The sequence below is a fragment of the Ensifer aridi genome (genome assembly GCF_002078505.1).
Lineage (GTDB): Bacteria > Pseudomonadota > Alphaproteobacteria > Rhizobiales > Rhizobiaceae > Sinorhizobium > Sinorhizobium aridi.
In genome coordinates, this window is sequence record NZ_LUAV01000007.1 from 102,811 (window position 1) to 128,847 (window position 26,037).

The window sequence follows — 26,037 nt, forward strand, 5'->3', positions numbered from 1 at the left end:
CCGCAGGACTAAAGCGCGACGCGCTTTAGTCCTCGTTTTTGTGCATGTCGCTGTTCCAAAACCGCCGCACACCTTTGGGCGACATGCATTAAAGCGCCCGCCGAATTTTCTCCGCGTTTGCAGCCAGGACCTCGTTGTCCTCCATCCGGCCGGAATGCGGCCTCAGCGGAACACCTTCCCGGCGGGGGATGACGTGGAAATGCAGGTGGAAGACCGATTGGCCGGCCGGCGGCTCGTTGAACTGCATGATGGTTACGCCGTGGGCATCGAAGGCAGCCTTCGCGGCGATCGCGATCTTCTGGACCGTGGCGATCAGGGCAGGCAAGGTTGCGGGATCGGCGTCGAAAATGTTGCGTGACGGCGCCTTCGGCAGCACGAGCACGTGCCCCTCCGCCTGCGGCATCACATCCATGAACGCGACCGTCGCCTCGTCCTCGTAGACGCGGTGCGAAGGAATTTCGCCGCGCAATATTTTGGCGAAGATATTGTTGGTGTCGTATGCGCTCATGTCGTTTCCTCTTCTTGCACGCTGATGGGAACACCGCGGCTTTTCAAGTCGTCCTGTGCCGCGATGATTTAGATCCTAGTGCTCCGCTTTGCGGAAAGGCCCGTGCTCTGCAAGGAACTCGCCGGTTTCTTCCACATCCCGGCGCTCCCTTTCGAGATAGTCGGCGACGGCGCGTGCAAGCCCGGCATGGGTGATGAAATGTACCGAGTGGGTCATCACCGGCATATAGCCGCGCGCAAGCTTGTGCTCGCCCTGAGCGCCCGCCTCGACACGCTTCAGGCCCTTGGCGATCGCGAAGTCGATGGCCTGATGATAGCAGACTTCGAAATGCAGGAAGGGATGATCCTCGATGCACCCCCAGTGCCGCCCGTAAAGCGCGTCGCCGCCGATGAAGTTGATCGCGCCCGCGATGTAGCGTCCGTGGCGCTTGGCCATGACCAGCAATATGTCGTCGGCCATTCTCTCGCCGATCAGGGAATAGAACGCGCGCGTCAGATAGGGGCGGCCCCATTTGCGGCCGCCGGTGTCCATATAGAAGGCGAAGAACTGGTCCCAGATCGATTCGGTAAGGTCGCTGCCGGTCAGCCAATCGATGCTTATGCCATGTTCGACGGCCGCCCGCCGTTCCCGTTTCAACGCCTTGCGCTTTCGCGACGCGAGCGTGGCGAGAAAGTCGTCATACGATCCGTAGCCGGCATTGGTGAAATGGAACTGCTGATCGGTCCGGTGCAGAAATCCCGCCCGTTCGAACGTCGCCATTTCGTCCGGGGGCACGAAGGTGACGTGGGCCGAGGAGAGACCGTGACGACGCGTCAACTCCTTGAGGCCCGCCACAAGGGCGTCACGAACCAGGCGTGGATCGTCCTCTTCGGCTGCCAGGAGCCGCGGTCCGGTGACCGGCGTGAACGGGACCGAGCATTGCAGCTTCGGATAGTAGCGGCCGCCGGCACGCTCGAAAGCATCCGCCCATCCATGATCGAAGACATATTCGCCCTGGCTGTGGCTTTTGACGTAGCAGACGAGCGCCCCGCGCAATGAGCCGTCCGCATCCTCCATCAGCAGATGCTGCCCGAGCCAACCCGTCTCCGCCGTCGCCGAACCCGATTCCTCGAGCGCCGACAGGTAGGCGTGCGACACGAAGGGATTGTAGGGCGTGCCGGCATGCCCCCGTGACGCGCCGGCAAGCCTGCTCCAGCGCGCTGGCGAGATCGCGGTGAACGAGTGTTCGATGCGGATGTTGATCGCGTCTGTCATGCGCTTAGGAAATCATGGTCTCCCGCGGATCGAAACCCTCGAAGGTCATTTGATCCGCATTGGCGAATGTATGCTCCTGTGCCGCCTTATCGCGCACCGTCCAGGTGATGATGGTGCGGCCGAGGGCGCGTTCCTTGCTGATAAAGCTGTTCGGCAGATGGCCGTAGAAATAGGAGATGAAATCGAGACCGAGCTGCATTGCTTCCTCGTGCACGAAGAAAGTCTCCGGTTTGGCGCCGTCGGCCGTCAGGCCGAGCGGATACGGCACGTCGAGCGCCTTGAGGTCCTTGAGCAGCCAGTGATCGAAGCTCATCAGCGCGACGCGTCCCTCGTAGTCTTCGAGCACATCGAGAACCGCCGCGGCGAAACCCTCGTCATCGCCTTTCCGGCCCTTGAGTTCCAGGACGATCGGAACACGGCCATTTACGAGGCGAAGCATTTGAGCGAGCGTCGGCACCTTGTCCTTGGTGCCGCCGATCGACAGCAGCCCGAGTTCGGCGGCCGTCTTCTCCCGCACATCTCCTTTAATCCCGCAGAGACGCTCGAGGTCGTGGTCGTGGAAGATGACCGGCACGCTATCGGCCGTGAATTGCAGGTCGCATTCGATTGCGAAGCCGGCTTCGGCCGCGCGCTGGAAGGCGGATAGCGTGTTCTCCCAAACCTCACGGTTCATGTCGTGATAGCCCCGATGAGCTATCGGCTGGGCTTTGAGCCAGGAAATGTCCTTCATGAGAGTCCCTGATCAGGCGATTTCGACGATGGCGTCGATCTCGACGGCCGCGTTGAAGGGTAGGGAGGCCATGCCTACAGCGGCCCGCGCGTGCTTGCCGGCCTCACCGAGCACATTGGCGAAAAGATTTGAGGCGCCGTTGATGACAAGGTGTTGTTCGGTGAAATCGGGAGTCGAGCCGACAAAGCCGTTGATCTTGACGAGGCGCCGGATGCGGCCGAGATCGCCGCCCAAAGCTGCCTTGGCCTGCGCCAGGATGTTGATCGCGCAGAGCTCCGCGGCCCGTTGCGCGGCGGCGACGTCGACGTCCTTGCCGACATGCCCCGTCACGGCGACCTTGCCGCCTTCCATCGGCAATTGTCCGGAAATATAGAGCGTCGAGCCGGTGACGACGTAGGGCACGTAATTCGCGACGGGTGCGACCGCCTGTGGAAGGACGATGCCGAGCTCGGTAAGACGCTTTTCGATCTCTGCGGACATGAAAGGCTCCCTTGTTGTCTTTTGTGGTAAAATCCTGCATGCAGAGGCAGGATCACGACAGGCGCCAGCCGGAACGGATCTGCCTCGCTTCTGCCGAAAGCTTGTTTATCGCATTGCCGGCGAGTCCAACAGGAGGAAACGGATGTTTCGTAAAGGCTTCGGTCGTGCCAGTCTGGGGGCTCTCTGTTTCGCTGTCATGACTGCCGGGGCGAATGCGAGCGCGCTCGCTCCCCATCGTGCAGTCTACGACCTGGAATTGAAGGACGCCTCCGAACGTTCCGGAATTTCCGGCATGTATGGTCGCATGGTCTACGAGTTCAACGGCTCTCCCTGCGAAGGCTATACCGTGAGCTTCCGCTTCGTCACTCAGGTCGATACCGGGGAGGAGGTTCGCCTGACCGATCAGCAGACCACCACCTATGAGGACATGAAGAACGGCAGCTTCCGCTTCCTGACCCGGTCCTTCACCGATGAAAAGCTGGACAAGGAGGTGCGCGGAAGCGCGCATGAGGAAAAGACCGGCGTCAAGGTCGAGCTCACCGCACCCGACAAGCGCGAGGTTGCTCTGGCCGCGAGCCGCTTTCCGACCGAGCACATGTTGGAGGTGATCGAGCGGGCGAAGAGGGGCGAGTCGTTCTTCGAGTCCCGCATTTTCGACGGCTCCGATACGGGCGACAAGACGCTGATCACGTCGACCTTCGTCGGCAAGCCGCGTCAGCCCTCCGCGGACGAGGCCGACGCCGGCAAGGCGGGCAGGCTCGCGGGCGAAAAATATTGGCCGGTGACGATATCCTACTTCAACGACAACGCCAGCGGCGACGCGCAGCCCATCTATCGCATGTCCTTCAAACTCTACGAGAACGGCGTCACGCGGGACTTGACGATGGACTACGGCGACTTCGTGCTGAGCGGGAAGCTCGCAGACCTCGAAGTCTTCAATGCCGAAGAGTGCAAGTAGCGTATCGCCCGAAACTGTCTGTGCTTTCGGGATAACGAGAGCTGTGAGCCGTTTCAGGCAAAAAATGCCCACCAGTCTTGATTTATCGGGCGGTTGCCGTTAATGGGCTGCCCATTCCACACGTAAGGCATGGGATGTTCCGGGAGAAATCCGGACTGTTCCGCCGGTGGGCGCATCGCGGTGCGCTCGACGCCTTGCGGAGGTTCAACCGGAAAAGGAGACAAAGGCATGGCATTGCCTGATTTCACCATGCGCCAGCTTCTCGAAGCCGGCGTCCACTTCGGCCACCAGACGCATCGCTGGAACCCGAAGATGAAGCCGTACATCTTCGGCGACCGTAACAACGTTCACATCATCGACCTCGCTCAGACCGTGCCGATGCTGTCGCGCGCCCTCCAGGTCGTCAGCGACACCGTTGCCAGCGGCGGCCGCGTGCTCTTCGTCGGCACCAAGCGCCAGGCTTCGGAAATCATTGCCGACGCGGCGAAGCGCTCTGCCCAGTACTACGTCAACGCCCGCTGGCTCGGCGGCATGATGACCAACTGGAAGACGATTTCCAACTCGATCCAGCGTCTGCGCAAGCTTGACGATATCCTCGCTTCGGAAGCTTCTGGCTTCACGAAGAAGGAACGCCTGAACCTCGAGCGCGAGCGCGAAAAGCTGAACCGTGCGCTTGGTGGCATTCGCGACATGGGCGGCACGCCGGACCTGATGTTCATCATCGACACCAACAAGGAATCGATCGCGATCGAAGAAGCCAAGCGCCTTGGCATTCCGGTCGTTGCCGTCATCGACTCCAACTGCGATCCGGATCTCATCGACTACCCGATTCCCGGCAACGACGACGCTTCGCGCGCCATCGCTCTTTACTGCGATCTCGTCGCTCGCGCCGCTATTGACGGCATTGCCCGTCAGCAGGGCGCCGCTGGCCGCGATCTCGGCGCATCCGAAGAGGTTCCGGTCGAGCCGGCCCTCGAGGAATCGTCCGAGGCCTGATCGGGCCGCACGGCAGACGGAGCGCTGCCGTACGCATGAAATGTCGGGACGAGGCCGTTTGTGATGGAGAATCTGAACGGCCTTGTTCTTTATCAGCCGGAAATGGCGCGGCCGGCCGCGGGCAGGCCCGCAAACATCGCTATGATCGCTTCATAATGATGTCACAGAGAAAGGCCATTTCCTGCCAAACCTTCTGGCACTGCGCCACTCGCGGTCGGCGCGCCAGCCAAACTGACAAGAGGCACGAAGATGACTGTTACTGCCGCAATGGTGAAGGATCTGCGCGAAAAGACCGGCGCAGGCATGATGGATTGCAAGAAGGCGCTTGCTGAAACCAATGGCGACATGGAGGCCGCGATCGACTGGCTGCGCGCCAAGGGTATCGCAAAGGCGGACAAGAAGTCCGGCCGTACGGCTGCCGAGGGCCTCATCGGCATCGCCAGCGCCGGCACCAAGGCTGTCGTCGTCGAAATCAACTCCGAAACCGATTTCGTTGCCCGCAACGAAGCGTTCCAGGACATCGTCCGCGGCGTTGCCAATGTCGCGCTGGGCACCGACGGCACGGTCGACGGTGTTGCCAAGGCGACCTATCCGGCAACCGGCAAGTCCGTCGAAGATTCGATCAAGGACGCCATTGCCACGATCGGCGAGAACATGACGCTGCGCCGCGCCGCACTGCTTCAGGTCGAAGACGGCGTTGTCGCCACCTATGTCCATAACGCTGCCGGCGAAGGCATCGGCAAGCTTGGCGTGCTCGTCGCGCTGAAGTCCACGGGCGACAAGGAAGCGCTGAACACGATCGGCCGTCAGGTCGCCATGCACATCGCCGCCACCAATCCGCTGGCGATCCGTGCCGAGGAAGTCGACGCCGCCGTCGCCGAGCGCGAGCGCAACGTCTTCATCGAACAGTCGCGCGCTTCGGGCAAGCCGGACAACATCATTGAAAAGATGGTCGAAGGCCGCATGCGCAAGTTCTTCGAAGAAGTCGCGCTGCTCTCGCAGGCCTTCGTCATGAACCCGGACATCACTGTCGGCCAGGCCGTCAAGGACGCCGAGAAGCTCGCCGGCGCACCGATCGAAGTCACTGGCATGGCTCGCCTCCTGCTCGGCGAAGGCATCGAGAAGGAAGAGACCGACTTCGCGGCAGAAGTGGCTGCAGCGGCAAAGGGTTGATTTCTTCACCCCGATTGGGAAAACCTGGGGGCATCGCGTGACAACGCGGTGCCCTTCGTGTATCCGGCATTCGTCGATGCGTCGGACCCGCCGGACCTGCCGGAGCGGTTGATACCACGCAGCCGGATTTACCCGTTAGCCGCCATGTGCCGAATTGCGCACATGCGCGCCGATCTGCTCAGGAGTGATGATGTCGGCCAAGCCAATCTACAAGCGCGTTCTTCTGAAGGCCTCCGGCGAAGCGTTGATGGGAAGCCAGGGCTTCGGCATCGATGTCGCGGTCGCCGACCGGATCGCCTCGGATATTGCGGAAGCGCGGGCCATGGGCGTCGAGGTCGGTGTCGTCGTCGGCGGCGGCAACATTTTTCGAGGCGTTGCGGTCGCCTCGAAGGGAGGCGACCGGGTCACCGGCGACCACATGGGAATGCTGGCAACGGTCATCAATGCACTTGCGCTGGCGACGTCGCTTCGAAAACTCGATATCGACACGGTGGTTCTCTCGGCGATCGCCATGCCGGAGATCTGCGAGAGTTTTTCGCAGCGCGCGACGCTCTATCACCTCTCGCTCGGCCGCGTTGTGATCTTTGCGGGGGGCACCGGCAATCCCTTTTTCACGACGGACTCCGCAGCTGCGCTTCGCGCCGCCGAGATCGGGGCCGAGGCAATCTTCAAGGGAACGCAGGTCGACGGGATCTATTCCGCCGATCCAAAAAAGGATCCGTCGGCCGTGAGGTTCGATCGCCTGACGCACAGCGAAGTGCTCGAGAAGGGCTTGGCCGTGATGGACGTTGCCGCGGTGGCGCTTGCGCGGGAAAATGCTATTCCGATCGTCGTCTTCTCGATCCATGAGAAGGGCGGCTTCGCGGAGATATTGACGGGTGGCGGCCGTGCCACCATCGTGGCTGATAATTGACAAGCTGCTGACGGCCCGCAAGCGCCGTCGAAATAAGAACGGGAGTCTTGAACCATGAGTGAAGGTGTGGATCTGAAGGAACTGAAGCGCCGCATGGATGGAGCGGTCGCTGCATTCAAGCACGACATCGCATCGCTTCGGACCGGCCGCGCGTCGGCGAACGTTCTCGATCCGGTGACCGTCGAAGCCTACGGTTCGCGCATGCCGCTGAACCAGGTTGCCAACGTCACGGTTCCGGAACCGCGGATGCTTTCGGTGTCGGTGTGGGACAAGTCCATGGTCGGCGCCGTGGACCGGGCGATCCGGGAGGCCAATCTCGGCCTTAATCCGATCGTCGATGGACAGAACCTGCGCATTCCGCTGCCGGAGCTGAACGAGGAGCGCCGCAAGTCACTGGCCAAGGTCGCGCACGACTATGCCGAAAAGAGCAAGGTCGCGGTCCGCCATGTCCGCCGTGACGGCATGGACGACCTGAAAAAAGCCGAAAAGGACGGCGAGATCGGCCAGGACGAGAGCCGCGCTCAGTCCGAGCGCGTACAAAAGATGACCGACGAGGTGATTTCCGAAATCGACCGCTTGCTCGCGGAGAAGGAAAAGGAAATCATGCAGGTCTGACCAACGCGTAGTTGAGTCTCATTTTTCGGGCGGCCCATGCAAGAATTCATTCCGACAAACGTACCGAGGCATGTCGCCATCATCATGGACGGCAACGGTCGCTGGGCGAATGCGCGTGGACTGCCCCGCACGATGGGACATCGGAAAGGCGTCGAGGCGGTGCGCGGCGCGGTCAGAACGGCCGCCGAGCTCGGCATTCGCTATCTCACGCTTTTCGCCTTTTCGTCGGAGAACTGGAGCAGGCCGCAGGACGAGGTCAGCGACCTCATGGGTTTGCTCAAGGCGTTCATACGAAGGGATCTCGTGGATCTGCATCGCGAGAATGTTCGGATCCGCGTCATAGGTGACCGAACCAACCTTAACGGCGACATTCTCCCTCTGCTGATCGAAGCCGAGGAGATGACGAGCGCGAATACGGGGATCACCCTGGTGATCGCGTTCAACTATGGTGCGCGGGATGAGCTGGCGAGGGCGATGCGCCGCTTGGCGGAGGAAGTGGCCGCCGGCCAACTTCGTCCAGGCGAGATCAACGTGGAGCGTATCGCGGCGACTCTCGATACGGCGGGTATTCCCGATCCCGACCTCATTCTCAGGACAAGCGGCGAGGAGCGCCTCTCCAATTTTCTGCTCTGGCAAGGAGCGTACTCCGAGTTGCTGTTCATTCCCGAGCTCTGGCCGGATTTCACACGCGAGACATTTCTCGCGGCAATCGAAAAATACTCCTCCCGCGAGCGCCGCTTTGGCGGCCTGCCGCAACCGACACTGGCGGTCGGCTCCTGATGCAAACTGAACTCAAACTTCGCGTCGCGTCCGGAGTGGTCCTGGCGGCGATCGCTCTCGGTGCGACCTGGGCAGGCGGTTTTTCCTTCAAGCTCCTGTCCGTCGCAATAGGTTTACTCGTGTATTACGAGTGGTCGACGATCACGAGGCTCCCCGAGCGGGATTTCCAGGGCAACGCCCTCGGATGGCTGTCGCAGGCCGTGATCGCCGGGCTCGTGCTCTTGGACTATATGCACGTCAGCCTGCCGGCGCTTGCCGTCTGCGCGGCCGCTGCGGCGCTATGGGTGCTGATCAGGGCAAGAAGTTGGTGGCTACCGGGCGGCATCGTCTATGCCGGGCTGACCGGCATATCCCTCGCGGCAATCCGCGGTGCGGACTATCTCGGCCTGATTGCGATGCTGTTCGTCTTCGCCGTCGTATGGGCGACGGATATCTTCGCCTATTTCACCGGCAGAGCGATTGGCGGCCCTAAGCTGGCGCCGGCGATCTCACCGGGCAAGACCTGGTCGGGAGCGATCGGAGGAACGATCTGCGGCGTTCTTGCCGGAGTAGCCGTCTTTATGGTCCACTTTTCCATCGAGGATCTGCGCATCCCCGTCATCGCGCTGGTGTTGTCGATCGCGAGCCAGGTGGGGGATCTATTTGAATCCTTCGTCAAGCGCCGTTTCGGCGTGAAGGATTCGAGTCACCTGATTCCCGGGCACGGCGGGGTCATGGACCGGGTCGATGGATTGATATTCGCTTGCATTGCGGCCCTGGCACTGGTGTTGGGCCAGACCCTGCTTTCAGGCGGGCGGGAAGTTGCCTTCGGTTCGGTTCTGTTGGGCCTCTAGGCGACGGTGACTTACGTCGAATCGATCAAGCCATCGTGATCGATTTCCGATAAGCTGGAGCAAATACGGGCGGAAAGCGCGTGCACCTTTTCATCCCGCTTTAAGGCCACCGCATAGTTCCTTATATCAGGGCCGAAATAAGGATAGATTATGCGGCAATTCAAAGTGTAGCGGCTGCCTCGGCGCCTTGCGAGGAACGGGCGGGCGTAGCGGCGGACGCGTTAGGAATGACCATGAGCCTTCTGCTTGACAATCTCCAGTACACCATCCCCACCTTTCTGTTCCTGTTGACCTTGCTGGTCTTCGTTCATGAGATGGGGCACTATCTTGTCGGCCGCTGGTCCGGCATCCGTATCCTTGCCTTTTCCGTCGGTTTCGGACCGGAGCTCTTTGGCTGGACCGATCGCTATGGTACCCGCTGGAAATTCTGCGTAATCCCGCTTGGCGGCTATGTGAAGTTCTTCGGCGACGAGGACGCGGCGAGCACGCCTGACTATCGGCGGCTGGAGACGATCGCGCCGGAGGAACGCGCCCGAACGTTCCTCGGCGCCAGGTTGTGGAAGCGGGCCGCGACCGTGGCCGCCGGCCCGATCGCGAATTTCCTTCTCGCGATCGCTATCTTTGCCGTCCTCTTTTCCATCTATGGTCGCGCGGTCGCCGATCCTGTCGTCGCTTTCGTGGCGCCCGACAGCGCGGCGGAGAAGGCCGGCATACTGCCGGGCGACCGGCTGTTGTCAATCGACGGAAGGCCGATCGCGACCTTCGATGACGTGCGCCGCTATGTGAGCGTTCGCCCCGAACTGCCGATTACGGTTCGGATCGAGCGCGACGGTGCCGCGTTCGATCTGCCGATGGTGCCGCAGCGCACCCAGACCGTCGATCCCTTGGGCAACAAGGTGGAAGAGGGCAAGATCGGCATCGGCACAAATCAGGAAGCCGGCAATTTCCGAATCGAGACCTACGGACCGCTCGAGGCGGTCGGGCAAGGCGCCCTGCAGAGCTGGCGTATCGTCACGGGCACTTTCGATTATCTTTCCAACCTGGTCGTCGGGCGGATGAACGCCGACCAGGTGGGTGGGCCGATCCGCATCGCGCAGATGTCCGGTCAGATGGCAAAGCTTGGCATTGCGGAAGTGCTGAACTTCGCTGCCGTCCTTTCGGTTTCCATAGGATTGCTTAACCTAATGCCCGTTCCGGTGCTTGATGGCGGCCATCTCATGTTCTATGCGGTCGAGGCGCTGCGCGGTAAGCCGGTCGGCCCCGCCGCGCAGGATCTCGCATTCCGCATCGGCTTTGCGATGGTGCTCATGCTCACGGCGTTCGCGGCGTGGAACGACATCAATTGGCTCTTTGGATGATGTCGGCTGCCTTCGAACTGGATGTGATGATCTTCATGGAATTTGTGAGGGATTGAATTCCGCCGGCTTGCTCCGCAACGATTTGTTTACGTTAATGCGAGGCCGTAGTGGCTGTTAAGCCACGGTTCGAATTGAAGTAAACAGAAATTAACGAGCTGGCTTGCTTGTATGGGAAAAGCGGGTAAAACGGCAACCGTGACCGGAGTCGGTACGAAATTGCCGCGGGACGTTGGGAAAAGGTAAGATTTAAACATGAAAGCTGGTTCAAGGTTTTTGAACGCGGTGTCGGCGTTTGCGCTCTCAGCGAGCATGGTTGCCACGGGTACCGGTGTTGGGCTGGTTGCCGGCACGTCGGTCGCACAAGCCGCGGTCATCAATCGGGTTGAAGTGCGTGGTGCAACGCGCGTAAGCGCGGAAACCGTTCGTGCCAACATCACGATCGTCCCCGGCAAGAGCTTCAGCAATGCGGATATCGACGCTTCGGTGAAGCGTCTTTATGGCACCGGCTATTTCTCCGACGTCAGCATCACCGTTTCCGGCGGCACGCTCGTTGTCTCCGTCAGTGAAAACCAGCTCGTGAATCAGGTTGTCTTCAACGGCAACCGCAAGATCAAGGACGACAAGCTTCAGGGCATCGTACGCACGCAGCCGCTCGGTCCCTACAGCGAAGCCACCGTCGAGAACGACATTCAGGCCATCAGGGACGCCTACGCTGCTATCGGCCGCAGCGATGTGACGGTGACGACGCAGGTCGTGCCGATTGCCGAGGGTCGCGTCAATGTCGCCTTCGTCGTCAACGAGGGCGAGCGCACGAAGATTTCCGAGATCAACTTCGTCGGCAACGAAGCCTACAGCGACGGTCGTCTGCAGTCGGTGATCGCGACGAAGGAATCGGGTCTTTTCTCGTTCCTTACGCGCAAGGACGTCTATAATCCGGACAAGCTGCGGGCAGACGAAGATTTGCTGCGGCAGTTCTATTACAACCGCGGCTACGCCGATTTCCAGGTGATTTCGTCTGAGGCGACGCTCAACGAAGCGACCAACGAATACACCGTGACGATCACCGTCGAGGAAGGTCCGCGTTACGACTTCGGTCCGATCAACGTCGAATCGACGGTCGAGGGCATCAACGCCGAAGAGCTGAAGAGTCTGGTCCAGAGCCGCGAGGGTTCTGTCTACAAGGCCAAGGACATTCAGGACACGATGAGCGAGATTTCGAAGCGTGTCGCGTCGGAGGGCTATCCCTTTGCGCGCGTTACGCCGCGCGGCAACCGCGATCTCACCAATCATACGATCGCCGTCGACTATCTCGTCGATCAGGGTGAGCGCGCCTATGTCGAGCGCATCGAGATTCGGGGTAACACCCGTACGCGCGACTATGTCATCCGCCGCGAATTCGACGTCGGCGAGGGCGATGCCTTCAATCAGGAGATGATCGCTCGCGCCAAGCGCCGGCTGGAGGCCTTGGGCTACTTCTCGTCCGTCAACATCACGACGGCTCCGGGCAGCGCGGCTGACCGCGTCATCATCATTGTCGATGTGCAGGATCAGTCGACGGGTTCGTTCGGTATCGGTGCCGGCTACTCCGCGGGCAGCGGCGGCGGCTTCCTCGTCGAAGCTTCGATCGAGGAAAAGAACTTCCTGGGTCGTGGCCAGTATATTCGCCTTGCCGCCGGCAGGGGCGAAGACAGTCAGACCTACAACGTTTCGTTCACCGAGCCGTACTTCCTCGGCTATCGCCTGGCTGCGGGCTTCGATCTGTTCAAGAATGAAACCGATTTCGACGACGACAACTATAGCTATAACGACCAGGGCTTCAGCCTGCGCGTGACGGCGCCGATCACGGAGAATCTGTCGACCACGCTGCGTTACAATTATACGGAGCTGGAGTATTTCGGCGACAAGGACGAGCTCTCGTCGCCCTATGATCGTGTAATCGACGATAGCCCCTGGACGCGGTCGTCCGTGTCGCACTCCATCACGTACAACACGCTCGACGACGCCCAACTACCGCACGAGGGTATCCTCGCTTCGTTCACGCAGGAGTTCGCGGGCCTTGGCGGTACGTCGGATTTCTACAAGATCACCGGTAAGGCCAAGTGGTACTACACGTTGAACGACGAGGCGGACATCATTGCGTCGCTCGCCGGTAGCGCTGGTCACGTGTTCAAGACGTCCGGTTCGATGGAAGTCTTCGATCAATTCCAGCTCGGCAGCAACGACATCCGCGGCTTCGAGCGCAACGGCATTGGCCCGCGTGTCAACAACGGTGATGCCTTGGGCGGCACCACCTATTTCACCGCGTCTGCGGAGGCGTCATTCCCGTTGCCCGGGATTCCGCGTGACAGCGGCTTCCGCGGCGCGTTGTTTGTGGACGCAGGTACGCTCTATGGCAACGACGTGAAGTTGACCGGAGCCGGTGAATCCGTCCGTGGCGAAGACGCGTCGCTGCGTGCCTCCGTCGGCGTCAGCCTGATCTGGGCTTCGCCCTTTGGTCCGCTGCGTGTCGATTACGCCGTGCCGGTCGCAAAGGAAGACTTCGACGAGGTCCAGAACTTCAAGTTCGGTATCAACTCGTCGTTCTGACAAGAGCAGTCCAGAACTGCCAGAAGATCGTTCTGGAGTGTCCATGGAACAGAATTGGTTTTTTCCGCCCCATGTTGGGATTCGCCTGGGCGACCTGGCGAATCAGATTGGGGCGGAGTTGATGGACGCCACCGCCGCCGACCGTGCCATTCGCGCGGTCGCGCCGGTTTATCGCGCAAAACCGGGCGACATCTGCTACATGCTGTCGCGCAAGACCCGCGACGAGCTGGAGAGCTGTCACGCCTCCGCGATTATCTGCGACAAGGCGATTGCCTCGATCATCCCCGATACCATCCCTGTGCTCCTGACTTCGAAGCCGCATACGGCATTCGCGGTCGCCGGCGCGTTGCTGCATGAGAATGCGCTGCGTCCGTCATACAACACGAGCGAGCACGGTGTCGCGCCAGGAGCTTTCGTCGATCCGACGGCGCGGCTGGAAGCGGGCGTCGAGCTCGAGCCGATGGCGGTCATTGGCGCCGGCGCCGAGATCGGCAGCGGGACGCGGATTGCAGCCGGGGCGGTGATCGGACCGGGCGTACGGATAGGCCGCGATTGTACGATTTCCGCCGGCGCGAGCATCCTTTGCGCGCTGATCGGCAACAACGTCATCATTCATCCCGGCGCACGGATCGGCCAGGACGGATTCGGTTATGCACCGAGTCCGAAAGGTGGAATGATCAAGATCGTTCAGGTCGGACGCGTGATCATTCAGGACCACGTCGAGATCGGCGCCAACACCACCATCGATCGCGGTACCATGGACGACACGGTGATCGGCGAAGGCACGAAGATCGATAATCTCGTGCAGATTGGCCACAACGTCCGCATCGGCCGTTATTGCGGTATCGTCAGTCAGGTGGGCATCGCCGGCAGCGCGCGCATCGGTGATGGCGTGATGATTGGCGGCGGCACCGGGGTCAATGGTCATATCAGCATCGGAGATGGAGTGCAGATTGCGGCCATGAGCGGCGTCGCGAGTGATGTCCCGGCAGGCGAGCGCTACGGCGGAATTCCGGCGCGGCCGATGCGGGACTTTCTGCGCGACGTGGCTGAGATGGCGTTGCGGGCAAGCGAGAGGCAGAAGAAAAAGGGTGGCAAGGATGAATGAGGCTGCAACTGTTCTCGGGACGGCGGATATACAGGAGATCCTGAAGCTTCTTCCCCATCGCTACCCGTTCCTTCTTGTCGACCGCATCATCGAGATCGACGATGACAATTCGGCGATCGGGATCAAGAACGTGACGGCGAACGAGCCGCACTTTACCGGGCACTTCCCGGAAAAGCCGATCATGCCGGGCGTTCTGCTGATCGAAGGCATGGCGCAGACGGCAGGGGCAATCTGCGCCCGCAAGACCGGGATCGGCAGCAATCTCGTCTATTTCATGACGATCGACAATGCCCGTTTCCGCAAGCCGGTGGTGCCGGGCGATCAGGTCGAGTTCCATGTCACCAAGCACAAGCAGCGGGGCAATATCTGGAAATTTCACTGTGACGCAAAAGTTGACGGGCAACTCGTCGCGGAAGCTGATATCGGCGCGATGATAGTCAGCAAGGAAGACGCCTGAGAATGATAGCATCAAGTGCAAAGATCCACCCGTCGTCGGTCATCGAGGACGGCGCAGTGATCGGCGAGAACGTAACGATCGGCCCGTTTTGCCATATCGGGCCGAAAGTCGTTCTCGGAGATGACGTTGAGCTCTTGAGCCACGTCGTCGTCATCGGCCGTACGACCGTCGGCAAGCGTACGAAAATCTTCCCGGGTGCCGTCATCGGCGGCGATTCGCAGAGCGCTCACCACAGCGCCTTGAACACGACGCTGACGATCGGCGAGAACTGCACGATCCGCGAAGGCGTGACCATGAATACGGGCACGGTGGAACACGGCGGAACGACCATCGTCGGCAACAACAACCTGTTCCTCGCCTATTCGCACGTTGCGCATGATTGCCGCCTCGGAAACAACATCATCCTGTCCAACAACGTGATGCTCGCAGGCCATGTCACGGTTGAGGACCGCGCCATTCTCGGCGGAGGTTCGGCGGTTCATCAGTTCACCCGCGTCGGCCGTCAGTCGTTCATCGGCGGACTTTCGGCAGTGAGCTACGATGTCATTCCCTATGGCATGCTCAACGGCAATCCAGGCGTCCTGAGCGGCCTCAACGTCGTTGGCATGACGCGCGCGGGCATCGATCGCCAGACGATTCACAAGGTCCGGCGGTGCTACAAGCAGATCTTCGAAGGGCCTGAGTCGGTTCGCGCAAATGCGGCCGCAGTTCGCAATGAATATCTTGATTGCCCGCCGGCACTCGAGATCCTCGATTTCATTGCCGCAGATAGCGAGCGCGCGCTCTCCTCGCCGAACCGCGGCGGCAAGGGTTGACAGTGGTGGCCGCTCGCGACCTGCCGCAGTCGAAAGGCAGGTTGGCAATCATTGCCGGCGCTGGCGCGCTTCCCCACCACGTCGCCGAGGCGGCCCGCCGGCAGGGAGAAGACCCGTTCATCGTTGCACTGTCGCGCGAGGCCGATGCCGACTGGACCGGTTTTGACCATTCGATTCTCGGGATCGGCGACTTCGCTGCGATCAGCGGAACCTTTCAGGCGAAGGGCGTCGACCGCGTTGTACTCTCCGGTGCGGTCCGGCGACGGCCGGAATGGCGCGATATCCGTCCGACATTGAAGACGCTGGCCAAGGTGCCGAGTATCTTGCGCACCTTGATGTCCGGGGGAGACGACGCGGTGCTGCGCATGGTGATCGAGCTGATCGAAGCGAGCGGTGCCCGCGTCATCGGCGCGCAGGAGGTCGTGCCCAATCTTCTTGCCGACACCGGTCCCATTGGTGCGCATGCCCCGACAGCGGAGGACAGGCGCGACATCGAGGCCGCAATTGCCGCTGCCAATGCGCTGGGAGCGCTCGATGTCGGTCAGGGTGCCGTTGCAGTGGGCGGCCGGGTGGTTGCGCTGGAGGGCGCCGAAGGCACCGACGCCATGCTGGCGAGAGTCGCGGCACTGAAGGTTGACGGCCGGATTTCGGCCCGCCGCCGCGGCGTTCTAGTCAAGCTCTGCAAACCGCAGCAGGACGAGCGCGCGGATCTGCCGTCAATCGGGCCTTCGACGGTTGCGGGCGCCGCCGCGGCCGGTCTTGCCGGTATCGCCGTCGAAGCGGGGCGTGCACTCGTTCTCGAGCGATCGCGCGTCGCGGAGGCTGCGGACAAAGAGGGTCTCTTTATTCTCGGCGTCGAGCGCGACGGACGCGGGGGACAGGGATGACTGATCGAGGCTACAGGCTGGCGGTCATTGCCGGCGAAGTTTCCGGGGATTTGCTCGGCGCAGATCTCGTGCGTGCGCTCCGCGCCCGTGTTGATGGGGTCGAGCTTGTCGGTGTCGGCGGCGAAGCGCTCGAGGCCGAAGGCCTTCGATCCCTGTTCGACTACTCCGAACTGTCGATCATGGGCTTCTCCCAGGTTCTTGCGAACTTGCCGAAGCTTCTACTGCGCATCCGGCAGACCTCTCAGGCGATCATTGCCGCGCGCCCCGATGCTTTGGTGATCATCGATAGCCCCGATTTCACCCATCGCGTTGCGCGGCGTGTGCGCGCCGCGTTACCGGAATTGCCGGTGATCAACTATGTCTGCCCCAGCGTCTGGGCGTGGAAGGCCGAACGGGCACCGCGGATGCGGGCCTATGTCGATCACGTACTGGCGGTGCTGCCCTTCGAGCCGGAAGTCATGCGCCGCCTCGGCGGCCCGCCGACGAGCTATGTCGGGCACCGGCTCGCATCGGACAAGAACGTGTTGGCCGTTCGGAAGCGGCAACGCGAAAGGCAGCAGGCGCAGAAGCAGCGTGAGGGCAAAACCTGCCTGCTGCTGCCGGGATCGCGCGGGAGCGAAGTGACCCGTTTGCTGCCGATCTTTCGCGGGACCGTCGAGGAACTCGCCGAACGGCACAAGGACATTCGCTTCCTCCTGCCGACGGTTCCGCGCCAGGAAAGCCGCGTGAGGGCGCTGACAGCGTCCTGGAAGGTGCAGCCCGAAATATCCATCGCCGCCGACAAGAAGTGGGAGGCCTTTGGGGAGGCCGACGCTGCACTCGCCGCTTCGGGTACCGTCATTCTGGAACTGGCGCTTGCCGGTGTTCCGGTCGTTTCGACCTACTATGCCGATTGGCTCGTCAGTCTGCTGCATGCGCGGATCCGGATATGGACCGCAGCACTTCCCAACCTCATTGCCGATTTTCCGGTCGTGCCCGAATATTTCAACAAGATGATCAGACCGGCGGTACTGACGCGGTGGTTCGAGCGCCTTTCGAGCGACACGGCGCAACGGCGGGCGATGCTCGACGGTTTCGCCATCGTACAGCAGCGCATGGCGACCGACCGTCCGCCCGGCGAGAAAGCGGCGGAAATCGTCCTTGAATATCTTCAAAGAAGAAAGCCCGGCCATTCCTGACCGGGCTTTTTTGGGAAAGCTGCCTCAGCGCTTGGAGAGCGGTACGTAGTCGCGCAGCGGTGCGCCGACATAAAGTTGGCGCGGACGGCCGATGCGCTGCTCCGGATCCTCGATCATTTCGTTCCACTGGGCGATCCAGCCGACAGTGCGTGCGAGCGCAAAGAGTACGGTAAACATGGTGGTGGGGAAGCCCAGCGCCTTCAGCGTGATGCCGGAATAGAAGTCGATGTTCGGATAGAGCTTCTTCTCGATGAAGTACTCGTCCGTCAGCGCAATGCGTTCGAGTTCCATGGCGACTTCCAGCAGCGGGTCGTCCTTGTGGCCGAGTTCGGCGAGGACCTCGTGCGTCGTCTTCTGCATGATCTTCGCGCGCGGGTCGTAGTTCTTGTATACCCGATGCCCGAAGCCCATGAGACGGAACGGGTCGTTCTTGTCTTTTGCCTTCGCGATGTATTCCGGAATGCGATCGACCGTGCCGATTTCGGCGAGCATGTTGAGAGCCGCTTCATTGGCGCCGCCGTGGGCCGGGCCCCAGAGGCACGCGATGCCGGCGGCGATGCAGGCGAAGGGATTCGCACCCGAGGAGCCGGCAAGGCGGACGGTCGACGTCGATGCATTCTGCTCGTGGTCGGCGTGCAGGATGAAGATGCGGTCCATGGCGCGTGCCAGAACCGGGTTCACGACATATTCCTCACAGGGCACCGCGAAGCACATGCGCAGGAAGTTCGAGGCGTAGTCGAGATCGTTCTTCGGATAAACGAAGGGCTGGCCGATATGGTATTTGTAGGCCATCGCGGCGATCGTCGGCATCTTGGCGATCATGCGCAGCGATGCAACCATGCGCTGATGCGGATCGGTGATGTCGGTCGAATCGTGATAGAAGGCGGAGAGAGCCCCGACGCAACCGCACATGACGGCCATCGGATGGGCGTCGCGACGGAAGCCGGTGAAGAACCGCGACATCTGCTCGTGGATCATCGTGTGATGCGTGACGCGGTAATCGAAGTCGGCCTTCTGAGCCTTTGTCGGCAGTTCGCCGTAAAGCAGCAGATAGCAGACCTCGAGGAAGTCACCGTGCTCGGCGAGCTGTTCGATCGGATAGCCACGATGGAGGAGCACACCCTCGTCGCCATCGATATAGGTGATCTTGGATTCGCACGATGCCGTCGACGTGAAGCCCGGATCGTAGGTGAACATCTTCGTCTGCTTGTAGAGCGAACCGATATCCACGACGTCCGGACCGATCGATCCCGATCGCACTGGCAGGTCCGCCGATTTGCCGCCGATTGCTACTGTCGCGCTTTTTTCTGACATGGGACCCTCCATATTGTGCCATCGTGGCAGGTGGTGTGCCGCGAATTTGAGCGTTGCGAATTTGCTATATGATTTATTTTCGACTGCCAAGCAGTACGAAAGGCAAATTGGTGCGACGCGAAAATAAGCATATGGCGATGCAACAATCGCATGTTACGGCAAGATGTCCAGCAAGATCAATGATCGTTAAGCTGATAATGCGGTACCATTCTATTTAGTTGTGCCGCTTTTTTAGGCAGCTAGTCTTTCGGTTGCAATGGCGTTCCTTTGGTTGCAGATTGCTCCGGTTGGCCAGCGGGGGCGAAGCGACGAATGGGGCAGGGCCAGGCACAGGCGGTAGCGGGCGACGAGGAGCGCCGCGCATGGCGCTTGCTCGACGCCGACGCTCCGGTTCCAACCGCCGATTTGGCTGTACAACGCGCCGATCTCCAAAGCCCGCCGGTGCGATATTGTCTGATCATCCGCCGTCGGATCGCTCGGGCGGCGACGTCGATTTCACGCAGCATGCGCGCCGCGGCGGCGGAGGAGCAGGAATTCGGCCACGGTTTCGTGCTGATACCGGTCCTGCTTGCACTCGGCGCTCTGGCTTGGTTTGAGCTGCCGGGGACCGTCAGAATTGCCGAACTTGCAGCGCTGCTTTGCGTTTTCGGCATATCTGCACTTCTCTGCCGGGGAGATTTCCGCCGCTGGCGTCCCTTCGCTCTTGCACCCGCGCTCTTTACGGCTGGCATGCTGCTTGCCGCAGCCGAAACGGCGCGGCTCGATACCGTCATTCTCGACGGCCCTGTGACGACCAATGTTCGTGGGACAGTGATCTCGCGGGAACCAGACGACAAGGGGCGCTGGCGATATCTTGTCGAGATTCAGGAAACGTCCGGACCGCGGCTGCGCAGACCTCCGGCGCGGGCGACGCTGCTTGCGCGCAGCCGCCACGAGCCCTCTCAGGTGGGGGCGGCGCTGGAAGGCAAGGCCCGCCTCTCGCCGCCGTCCGGGCCGGCGCTGCCGGGGCTCAATGATTTCGCCTTCGACGCCTATTTCAAAGGAGTCGGGGCCGTCGGCTTCTTCTATGGCGCCCCGCGAGTTCCGGCGGAAAGCATGGTTGCCGAACGGCAGCAATCCTCTCTGCCCGCGCGCATAAGCGCCTTTCTCACGATGATGCGCGAGGCGGCCGGCAACCGCATCCGGGCGGTGATCGGCGGCGACACCGGAGCGATCGCGGCGGCGCTCGTGACCGGTGAGGAGCGCGCTATCAGCCGCGAGACCGTGGAGGCGCTTCGCGCCGCCGGTCTGTCGCACGTCCTTGCGATCTCGGGACTCAACATGGTGCTGGCAGCGGGCACGTTTCTGATCGGCGCGCGGACGCTCTTGAGCTTCATCCCCGGCGTGGCGGAGAGATTTCCGATCAAGAAGATCGCGGCCGCCGGCGCGCTGCTCATGGTTTTTCTCTACATCCTGATTTCCGGTGGCGCGGTTTCAGCGCTCAGGTCCTGGATCATGATCTCGATCATGCTCGTCGCTGTCTTCTTTGACCGCGTCTCGATCAATCTGCGCAATGTCGCGCTTGCTGCGCTCATCATCATAACCTGGAAGCCTTCCGCCGTTGCCGGACCGGGATTTCAGATGTCCTTTGCGGCCACCCTGGCACTTGTTGCGGGCTATACCCGCTGGCGCGACCACAGGGCAAAGGACCGCGAGGCCAACACGAAGCGGGGAGGTTGGGGAGCGGCGTCGAGTCTCGCCACGGGCATTGTGGCGACCTCTGTCATCGGCGGATTGGCAACGGCCGTCTATGCGGCCGCCCATTTCCACAGGCTGCCCGCTTACGGACTGGCGGCCAATATCGCCGCGGCACCGCTGATCAGCGTTCTTGTGATGCCATTCGCGCTTTTCGCGATGCTGCTGATGCCCTTTGGGCTTGAGCACTATCCCCTGATGGTGATGGGGCAGGCCCTCGACTGGATGCTTTCAGTAGCGCGATACGTGGCGTCTCTTGACGGCGAATGGATGACGGGCCGCATCGGCAACGTCAGTTTCTTTCTTGTCGCCTTCGGAGGCGTTCTGCTTTGTGTGTTCAGAACGCGGTTGGCGCTCGCGGGGGCGGGGCTGATCCTCCTGGGCGGATCGGCGATCGCTCCGGAGCGGAATGTGGAGCGCCCGTCGATCGCGATATCGGAAGACGGACAACTGGTGGGCCTGATTGCCGGAGACACGATCGCGACCAATCGGAGCCGGCCACCAGAATTCGTGTTCTCGCAATGGCAGCGGGCGCTAGCCGCCCGGGACCACGCGGCGCCGCTCGAAGTTCCGGCGATCGGCCCCGAAAGGACTGGAGCGCCAAAGCTCGTCCGACAGCCCGACGAAGTAGAGATTGTCGCTCTCCTTGGCGCGGCAAAGACCGGCGTCTTTACCTGCCGAAAGAGCCAAGTCTGCGTCGGGCAAAGCCGCGAAGGCTGGACCGTGGCGGTCGTCGAAGCACCGGAACTCGTTCCCTTCCTCTGCAAAGGCGCCGATCTCGTTGTTGTGGCTACACGGCGCCCTCTCGCAGCCTGCCCCTCGAGTGCGGCGCTGATTATAACGGGTCAGACCTTGCGACGGACCGGTGCGATCGAAATCTATGCCGACCAAAAGCAGCCGGGAGAGCCACGCATGCGCGTCGAAACGTCGTTCGCCTCGACAGAAAGACCCTGGCAGCGTCATCGCCGCTACGATTGGCGCAGCGGCGACTTTCTGCCCCCGGAGCCGAACCTCTGATAGGCGCTGTCAGCACCCCGCATTATTCTTGATTAATATACTCCACAAAACTTGTCATTCCGCCCTCATTTGTCGTAAAGAACATCCGGAAGGCGGTGCCCGAGGGCACGATAAACACGGGATGCGAGAGCGATTCTTCGCCTCCACCCAAGCCTCGAGATCAAGAGAATCCGCTGCGCGGCCCGGAACCATCGGGCGAAGGCATGAAAGAATGAGGAACGAGATGGCGAAACGGATCGAGCCGAAGTCGAACCTGTTGCTGGCGGCGACGCTGGCTGTTTTTCTCGGCGGTCCGGCCGCGACCGGCTTTGCGCAAACGGCACAACAGCCCGCAGCCGCAGTCGCCGAGCAGCCGGCCACGCCGATCGGAACGGCGAACGCTCCCGGTCCCGATCAGTCCAATGCAGCGCCTGCGGCGCCTGCCCAGCCAGAGGCTACCGAGTTGACGGCTGCGGGGGGCGGGCCGATCCTTCCGCACGACCTTTCGCCGGTCGGCATGTTTCTCGCGGCCGACATCGTCGTCAAAGGGGTAATGGTGGCGCTGGCGCTGGCCTCTGTCGTCACCTGGGCGATTTTCTTCGTGAAGACGCTGGAGCTCGCTCACGCCAAATCGCGGCTCAAGCGCGCGGTCGAGATCCTGACTGGAGCAAACGGTCTGGCCGACTTGGAGCAGAAACTTGAACGCCGGGCCGGCGTAGCCGCCGACATGGTCGCCGCGGCAATCGACGAAATGGCGCGCTCGGAGGCTGTCCTGGACCATGCGCCGGCAGCCGGCGTCAAGGAACGCGTCTCTTCGCTCTTGGGCCGCATCGAGGTTCGTGCCGGAAAGCGCATGAGCGCAGGTACAGGAATTCTTGCATCGATCGGTTCCGTCGGCCCGTTCGTGGGCCTCTTCGGTACGGTTTGGGGGATCATGAATTCCTTCATCGGTATCAGCAAGGCTCAGACGACCAACCTCGCGATCGTCGCGCCGGGTATCGCCGAGGCACTGCTGGCAACGGCAATCGGTCTGGTCGCAGCGATCCCGGCCGTGGTGATCTACAACTATTTCGCCCGTTCGGTGGGGGGCTACAAGCTGGTGCTGGCCGATGCCGCGGCGGCTGTTGAAAGGCTGGTGAGCCGTGAACTCGATCACCGCCAGGTCCGCCGGATGCAGCCACGCCGGGAGGGCAGCTTCGCCCACGGCAACGATGCTTCGATAGCCAGGATCGGGTGAGCTGCCATGGCGGGAAGAATTTCGGAAGGCAGCGGCGATCTCGACGAAAACAGCGAGATCAACGTCACGCCCTTCATCGACGTCATGCTCGTGCTGCTCATTATCTTCATGGTGGCCGCGCCGCTCGCAACGGTCGATATGAAGGTCGATTTGCCGCAATCGGTCGCAAGACCTACGCCACGGGACGACAAGCCAGTCTTCGTGACGCTGAGCGCCGATCTCTCTCTCGCGGTCGGCAATGAGGAGACGGCCCGCGAGACCTTCGTTTCGGAACTCAAGCGGATCACGAACGGCAACACGGAGACCCGCGTGCTCCTGCGCGCCGATAAGCTCGTCGACTACGGCGAGCTGATGACAGTAATGAACCTCATAAAGAATGCCGGCTATGGCAAGATCGCGCTGGTCGGCCTCGAAGCCGCACCCGGCCGGTGACGCTGCAGCTCGGCGGCGGCCCCTCGGCTGCATGGGGTGATCTTCGCAAAACTTTTCGCTTCCGACCGCCAGCCCATCCAGCTGGCGGATTCCTTTTTGCGCGTGCAAATACCGCAGTCGCTTGAAACCGACCGTGCGGCGAATTATGAGCTTTAAGCAACAGGCTCTCAGCAGCCTTACGCAAGATCGCGCGGATATCCCATGCAGCGGCGCCGCGCCCATCCCACGAGGCAGTGTCATGAACTTCGAAGCGGCGCGTATTAAGATGGTGGACAATCAGATCCGGACGACGGATGTGACTTCCCACTCGGTCCTGTCTGCTTTCCTGTCCGTCCCGCGGGAGGAGTTCGTGCCCGCCAAGATGCGGGAGCTGGCCTATATCGATGCGGATATCGAGCTCGCCGGCGGTCCTCAGCGGCGTTACCTGATGGAGCCCTCACCATTGGCGAAACTCCTGCAGCTTGCCGAGATTTCGAAGTCGGATGTCGTCCTCGAGATCGGTTGCGGCACCGGCTACGCGTCGGCGTTGCTGTCGCTGCTCGCCGGCTCCGTCGTGGCGCTCGAGAGCGACGGGACGCTGGCCACCAGTGCTACTGAAACGTTGACTCGCCTGGGCTACGACAATGTTGCAGTGGTGGCCGGCGATCTCGAGAAGGGATATGCGGCGGAAGCTCCCTACGACGTGATTTTCATTAACGGCGCCGTCGAGATCATACCTGTGGCTCTGTTCGAGCAGCTTCGCGATGGCGGACGTCTCGTCGCCGTTGAAGGGTTTGGTAACGCATCACGTGCGAAACTCTATGTGCGCGAATCGGGTAGGACGTCGGAGCGAGCGGACTTCAATACCGCCGTGAAGCCGCTCCCCGGATTCCGCCGCGAGCAGTCTTTTGTGTTTTGAGGTGCCTCTTATTGAGGCAGCTCAGTATATGAGCGTTGAAGCGAAAACTGCAATGTTGCCAATCGGCAACGTGTTACCTGTTTCTTTTTGAAATGCCCGTGTAGAGCCGCAGTGCGCAGTTGTCGTAAGACCGAATCCGGGGTTCAAAAGAGCATGACGTGGTGATTTGCCCGCCAACGGGTGGCGCGGGGCCTCACTGCAGTGTTTACATGGGGGTCGCCCATCGGGCCGACTTGCTGAAAATACGGGGCCGCAAGGCTGCCCGGCTGATTGGAGGGAAGATGGTGTCGATTGTCCGCAAAGCAGCCTTGTGGGCGGCTGTCTCGGCCAGCGTGTTACTCGCGCCGCATGCCGTGCTGGCGGAGACGATCTTCGGGGCAATGGCAAAGGCCTATGCAAATAACCCGGATCTTAACGCCGCACGCGCCGGGTTGCGCGCGACGGACGAAGGGGTTCCGATCGCGAAGGCCGGATATCGGCCGCAGATTTCCGCTTCGGCGACAGGTACACTTTCACGTGTCGACGCCGAGCGGACGGGGACCCGCGATCTTCATAGTGGACAGATCGGCATTTCCATCACGCAGACAATCTTCGACGGATTTCAGACGCTGAACAACGTCAGGGCGGCTGAGTCGAATGTGTTTTCAAGCCGCGAAACGTTGAAGGCCAATGAGATACAAATTCTCTTATCTGCCGCGCAGTCCTATGCGAATATCGCCCGTGATCAGCAGATCGTCTCCATCCGCCGTCAGAACCTGGCCTTCCTCCGCGAGCAGTTGAACGCCGCACAGGCACGCCTCGACGTCGGCGAAGGCACGCGCACCGACGTGAGCCAGGCTGAAGCAGAACTCGCCAACGCCCAGTCGCTGCTCGTCGCGGCGGTTGCGCAATTGAAGCAGAGCGAAGCGGTCTATGTGCAGATCGTCGGCGCCGCACCCACGGCCATCAGGCAGCCGGGACCGGCGTCGAAGGGCATGCCGAGATCTCTCGATCAGGCGGTGGCAACAGGCCTAAGGGAGAATCCTCAGATTCTCGCGGCGCAATATGCCGTCGATTCTGCTGGGTTCCAGGTGAAATCGGCGGAGGGGACGCTGTTGCCCGGTGTCGTGCTCCAGGGAGCCGTCACGCGCAACACGGGCAATGTCAGTACCGACAACACTACGGCGAGCATCACCGCCCGGCTTGAAGTGCCGATCTATCAGGGTGGTGCGGAATACGGCCAGGTCCGCCAGGCGAAAGAAGTTCTGGGGCAGCAGCGCATCCTGGTCGATTCGGCACGCGCGTCGGTGCAGCAGACCGTTGTTACCGCGCATGCCCAACTTGAGTCCGCTCTCGCTCGAATCACCGCCAGCAGGTCGCAGATCGCTGCCGCCAACCTCGCCCTCGAAGGCGTCATTGAAGAGCGCAAGGTCGGCCAACGTACGACCCTCGACGTGCTCGACGCGCAGCAGGACGTTCTCGATGCGCAAGAGTCGTTGGCTGGAGCGCAGCGCGATTCCGTCGTGGCAAGCTATGCCTTGCTTGCGGCGATGGGCAGGTTGACCGTAAAGACCCAGGGCCTGCAGGTGGCAGAATACCGCTCGGAAGAGCATTACGAAGCCGTCAAGGACAAGTGGATCGGCTTGCGCACCGTCGACGGGCGTTGAACTTAAGAACAATTTTGCGAGTATGAAAACCGCGTATCCGCAGGATGCGCGGTGTTCATTTGTTGGCTCACGAGGGCATCTGCCCCGAAAAACAAATCTGTGCAAGAATTTCCGGAGCTGATTCGCGACGTATGTTTCGTCGGCGAACTCA

General features: G+C 61.4%; 24 protein-coding genes. 19 read left to right on the forward strand and 5 right to left on the reverse strand.

Going from position 1 to position 26,037, the window contains the following annotated elements:
* Window positions 1-88: 88 nt before the first annotated feature.
* The 4 genes from AYK65_RS07400 to AYK65_RS07415 form a co-directional block, all read right to left on the reverse strand.
* Entirely contained in the window at window positions 89-508 is a 420-nt protein-coding gene (locus AYK65_RS07400) for an HIT family protein (RefSeq protein ID WP_026614271.1), read from the reverse strand.
* A 75-nt stretch (window positions 509-583) separates the two neighbouring features.
* Window positions 584-1,762 carry a GNAT family N-acetyltransferase gene (locus tag AYK65_RS07405; RefSeq protein WP_026614270.1) on the reverse strand — a complete coding sequence of 393 codons (1,179 nt, stop codon included), beginning with the start codon at window positions 1,760-1,762 and terminating at the stop codon, window positions 584-586.
* A gap of 4 nt (window positions 1,763-1,766) precedes the next feature.
* Complete coding sequence (locus AYK65_RS07410) at window positions 1,767-2,492, reverse strand: glycerophosphodiester phosphodiesterase (protein WP_026614269.1); 726 nt, start codon at window positions 2,490-2,492, stop codon at window positions 1,767-1,769.
* A gap of 12 nt (window positions 2,493-2,504) precedes the next feature.
* Window positions 2,505-2,972, reverse strand: coding sequence for a RidA family protein (locus AYK65_RS07415; RefSeq protein WP_081158112.1), 468 nt, complete (start codon window positions 2,970-2,972; stop codon window positions 2,505-2,507).
* 142 nt (window positions 2,973-3,114) lie between these two features.
* Here AYK65_RS07415 and AYK65_RS07420 point away from each other — a divergent pair, with 142 nt between their 5' ends.
* From AYK65_RS07420 to lpxB, 14 genes are all read left to right on the forward strand, one after another.
* Window positions 3,115-3,930: a cell envelope integrity EipB family protein gene (locus AYK65_RS07420; protein WP_081158113.1), complete on the forward strand. Its 816-nt coding sequence runs from the start codon at window positions 3,115-3,117 to the stop codon at window positions 3,928-3,930.
* A 228-nt stretch (window positions 3,931-4,158) separates the two neighbouring features.
* Complete coding sequence (gene rpsB, locus AYK65_RS07425) at window positions 4,159-4,926, forward strand: 30S ribosomal protein S2 (RefSeq protein ID WP_026614266.1); 768 nt, start codon at window positions 4,159-4,161, stop codon at window positions 4,924-4,926.
* Window positions 4,927-5,175: 249 nt separating this feature from the next.
* A complete protein-coding gene (gene tsf / locus AYK65_RS07430; RefSeq protein WP_081158114.1) occupies window positions 5,176-6,099 on the forward strand; it encodes a translation elongation factor Ts in 924 nt (307 codons plus the stop codon).
* Between the two features lie 190 nt (window positions 6,100-6,289).
* A complete protein-coding gene (gene pyrH / locus AYK65_RS07435; protein ID WP_026614264.1) occupies window positions 6,290-7,012 on the forward strand; it encodes a UMP kinase in 723 nt (240 codons plus the stop codon).
* Between the two features lie 54 nt (window positions 7,013-7,066).
* Complete coding sequence (gene frr, locus AYK65_RS07440) at window positions 7,067-7,627, forward strand: ribosome recycling factor (protein WP_026614263.1); 561 nt, start codon at window positions 7,067-7,069, stop codon at window positions 7,625-7,627.
* Window positions 7,628-7,663: 36 nt separating this feature from the next.
* Window positions 7,664-8,407, forward strand: coding sequence for an isoprenyl transferase (locus tag AYK65_RS07445; RefSeq protein WP_026614262.1), 744 nt, complete (start codon window positions 7,664-7,666; stop codon window positions 8,405-8,407).
* Window positions 8,407-9,240 (forward strand): phosphatidate cytidylyltransferase, encoded by an 834-nt coding sequence (locus AYK65_RS07450; protein ID WP_026614261.1) that lies wholly within the window; start codon window positions 8,407-8,409, stop codon window positions 9,238-9,240. The genes AYK65_RS07445 and AYK65_RS07450 overlap by 1 nt, the downstream gene beginning before the upstream one ends.
* Before the next feature lie 233 nt (window positions 9,241-9,473).
* A complete protein-coding gene (gene rseP / locus AYK65_RS07455) occupies window positions 9,474-10,598 on the forward strand; it encodes an RIP metalloprotease RseP (protein ID WP_046118530.1) in 1,125 nt (374 codons plus the stop codon).
* 252 nt (window positions 10,599-10,850) lie between these two features.
* The gene (bamA, locus tag AYK65_RS07460) at window positions 10,851-13,184 is read left to right on the forward strand and encodes an outer membrane protein assembly factor BamA (RefSeq protein ID WP_046118236.1); all 2,334 of its coding nucleotides are present in this window, start codon (window positions 10,851-10,853) and stop codon (window positions 13,182-13,184) included.
* Window positions 13,185-13,227: 43 nt separating this feature from the next.
* Window positions 13,228-14,292: a UDP-3-O-(3-hydroxymyristoyl)glucosamine N-acyltransferase gene (gene lpxD / locus AYK65_RS07465; protein ID WP_026614258.1), complete on the forward strand. Its 1,065-nt coding sequence runs from the start codon at window positions 13,228-13,230 to the stop codon at window positions 14,290-14,292.
* Entirely contained in the window at window positions 14,285-14,749 is a 465-nt protein-coding gene (fabZ, locus tag AYK65_RS07470; RefSeq protein ID WP_026614257.1) for a 3-hydroxyacyl-ACP dehydratase FabZ, read from the forward strand. Before lpxD ends, fabZ begins: the two co-directional genes overlap by 8 nt.
* Window positions 14,746-15,564 (forward strand): acyl-ACP--UDP-N-acetylglucosamine O-acyltransferase, encoded by an 819-nt coding sequence (gene lpxA, locus AYK65_RS07475; RefSeq protein WP_167549667.1) that lies wholly within the window; start codon window positions 14,746-14,748, stop codon window positions 15,562-15,564. The genes fabZ and lpxA overlap by 4 nt, the downstream gene beginning before the upstream one ends.
* Window positions 15,565-15,569: 5 nt before the next feature.
* Window positions 15,570-16,451, forward strand: a complete 882-nt coding sequence (locus tag AYK65_RS07480) for an LpxI family protein (RefSeq protein ID WP_026614255.1) — start codon at window positions 15,570-15,572, stop codon at window positions 16,449-16,451.
* On the forward strand, window positions 16,448-17,629 hold the full coding sequence (gene lpxB / locus AYK65_RS07485; RefSeq protein WP_046118234.1) for a lipid-A-disaccharide synthase: 1,182 nt from the start codon (window positions 16,448-16,450) through the stop codon (window positions 17,627-17,629). The genes AYK65_RS07480 and lpxB overlap by 4 nt, the downstream gene beginning before the upstream one ends.
* A 24-nt stretch (window positions 17,630-17,653) precedes the next feature.
* Here lpxB and gltA read toward each other — a convergent pair whose 3' ends face one another.
* A complete protein-coding gene (gene gltA, locus AYK65_RS07490) occupies window positions 17,654-18,943 on the reverse strand; it encodes a citrate synthase (protein ID WP_026614253.1) in 1,290 nt (429 codons plus the stop codon).
* 312 nt (window positions 18,944-19,255) lie between these two features.
* On the opposite strand from gltA, the gene AYK65_RS07495 reads away from it, so the two are divergent.
* From AYK65_RS07495 to tolC, 5 genes are all read left to right on the forward strand, one after another.
* Window positions 19,256-21,694, forward strand: coding sequence for a ComEC/Rec2 family competence protein (locus AYK65_RS07495; protein WP_081158115.1), 2,439 nt, complete (start codon window positions 19,256-19,258; stop codon window positions 21,692-21,694).
* A gap of 223 nt (window positions 21,695-21,917) precedes the next feature.
* Window positions 21,918-22,910, forward strand: coding sequence for a tonB-system energizer ExbB (exbB, locus tag AYK65_RS07500; RefSeq protein ID WP_026614251.1), 993 nt, complete (start codon window positions 21,918-21,920; stop codon window positions 22,908-22,910).
* Window positions 22,911-22,916: 6 nt separating this feature from the next.
* The gene (gene exbD / locus AYK65_RS07505) at window positions 22,917-23,342 is read left to right on the forward strand and encodes a TonB system transport protein ExbD (protein WP_081158116.1); all 426 of its coding nucleotides are present in this window, start codon (window positions 22,917-22,919) and stop codon (window positions 23,340-23,342) included.
* A gap of 238 nt (window positions 23,343-23,580) precedes the next feature.
* Entirely contained in the window at window positions 23,581-24,240 is a 660-nt protein-coding gene (locus tag AYK65_RS07510) for a protein-L-isoaspartate O-methyltransferase family protein (RefSeq protein WP_026614249.1), read from the forward strand.
* Window positions 24,241-24,521: 281 nt separating this feature from the next.
* The gene (gene tolC, locus AYK65_RS07515) at window positions 24,522-25,886 is read left to right on the forward strand and encodes an outer membrane channel protein TolC (RefSeq protein WP_026614248.1); all 1,365 of its coding nucleotides are present in this window, start codon (window positions 24,522-24,524) and stop codon (window positions 25,884-25,886) included.
* Window positions 25,887-26,037: the final 151 nt, after the last annotated feature.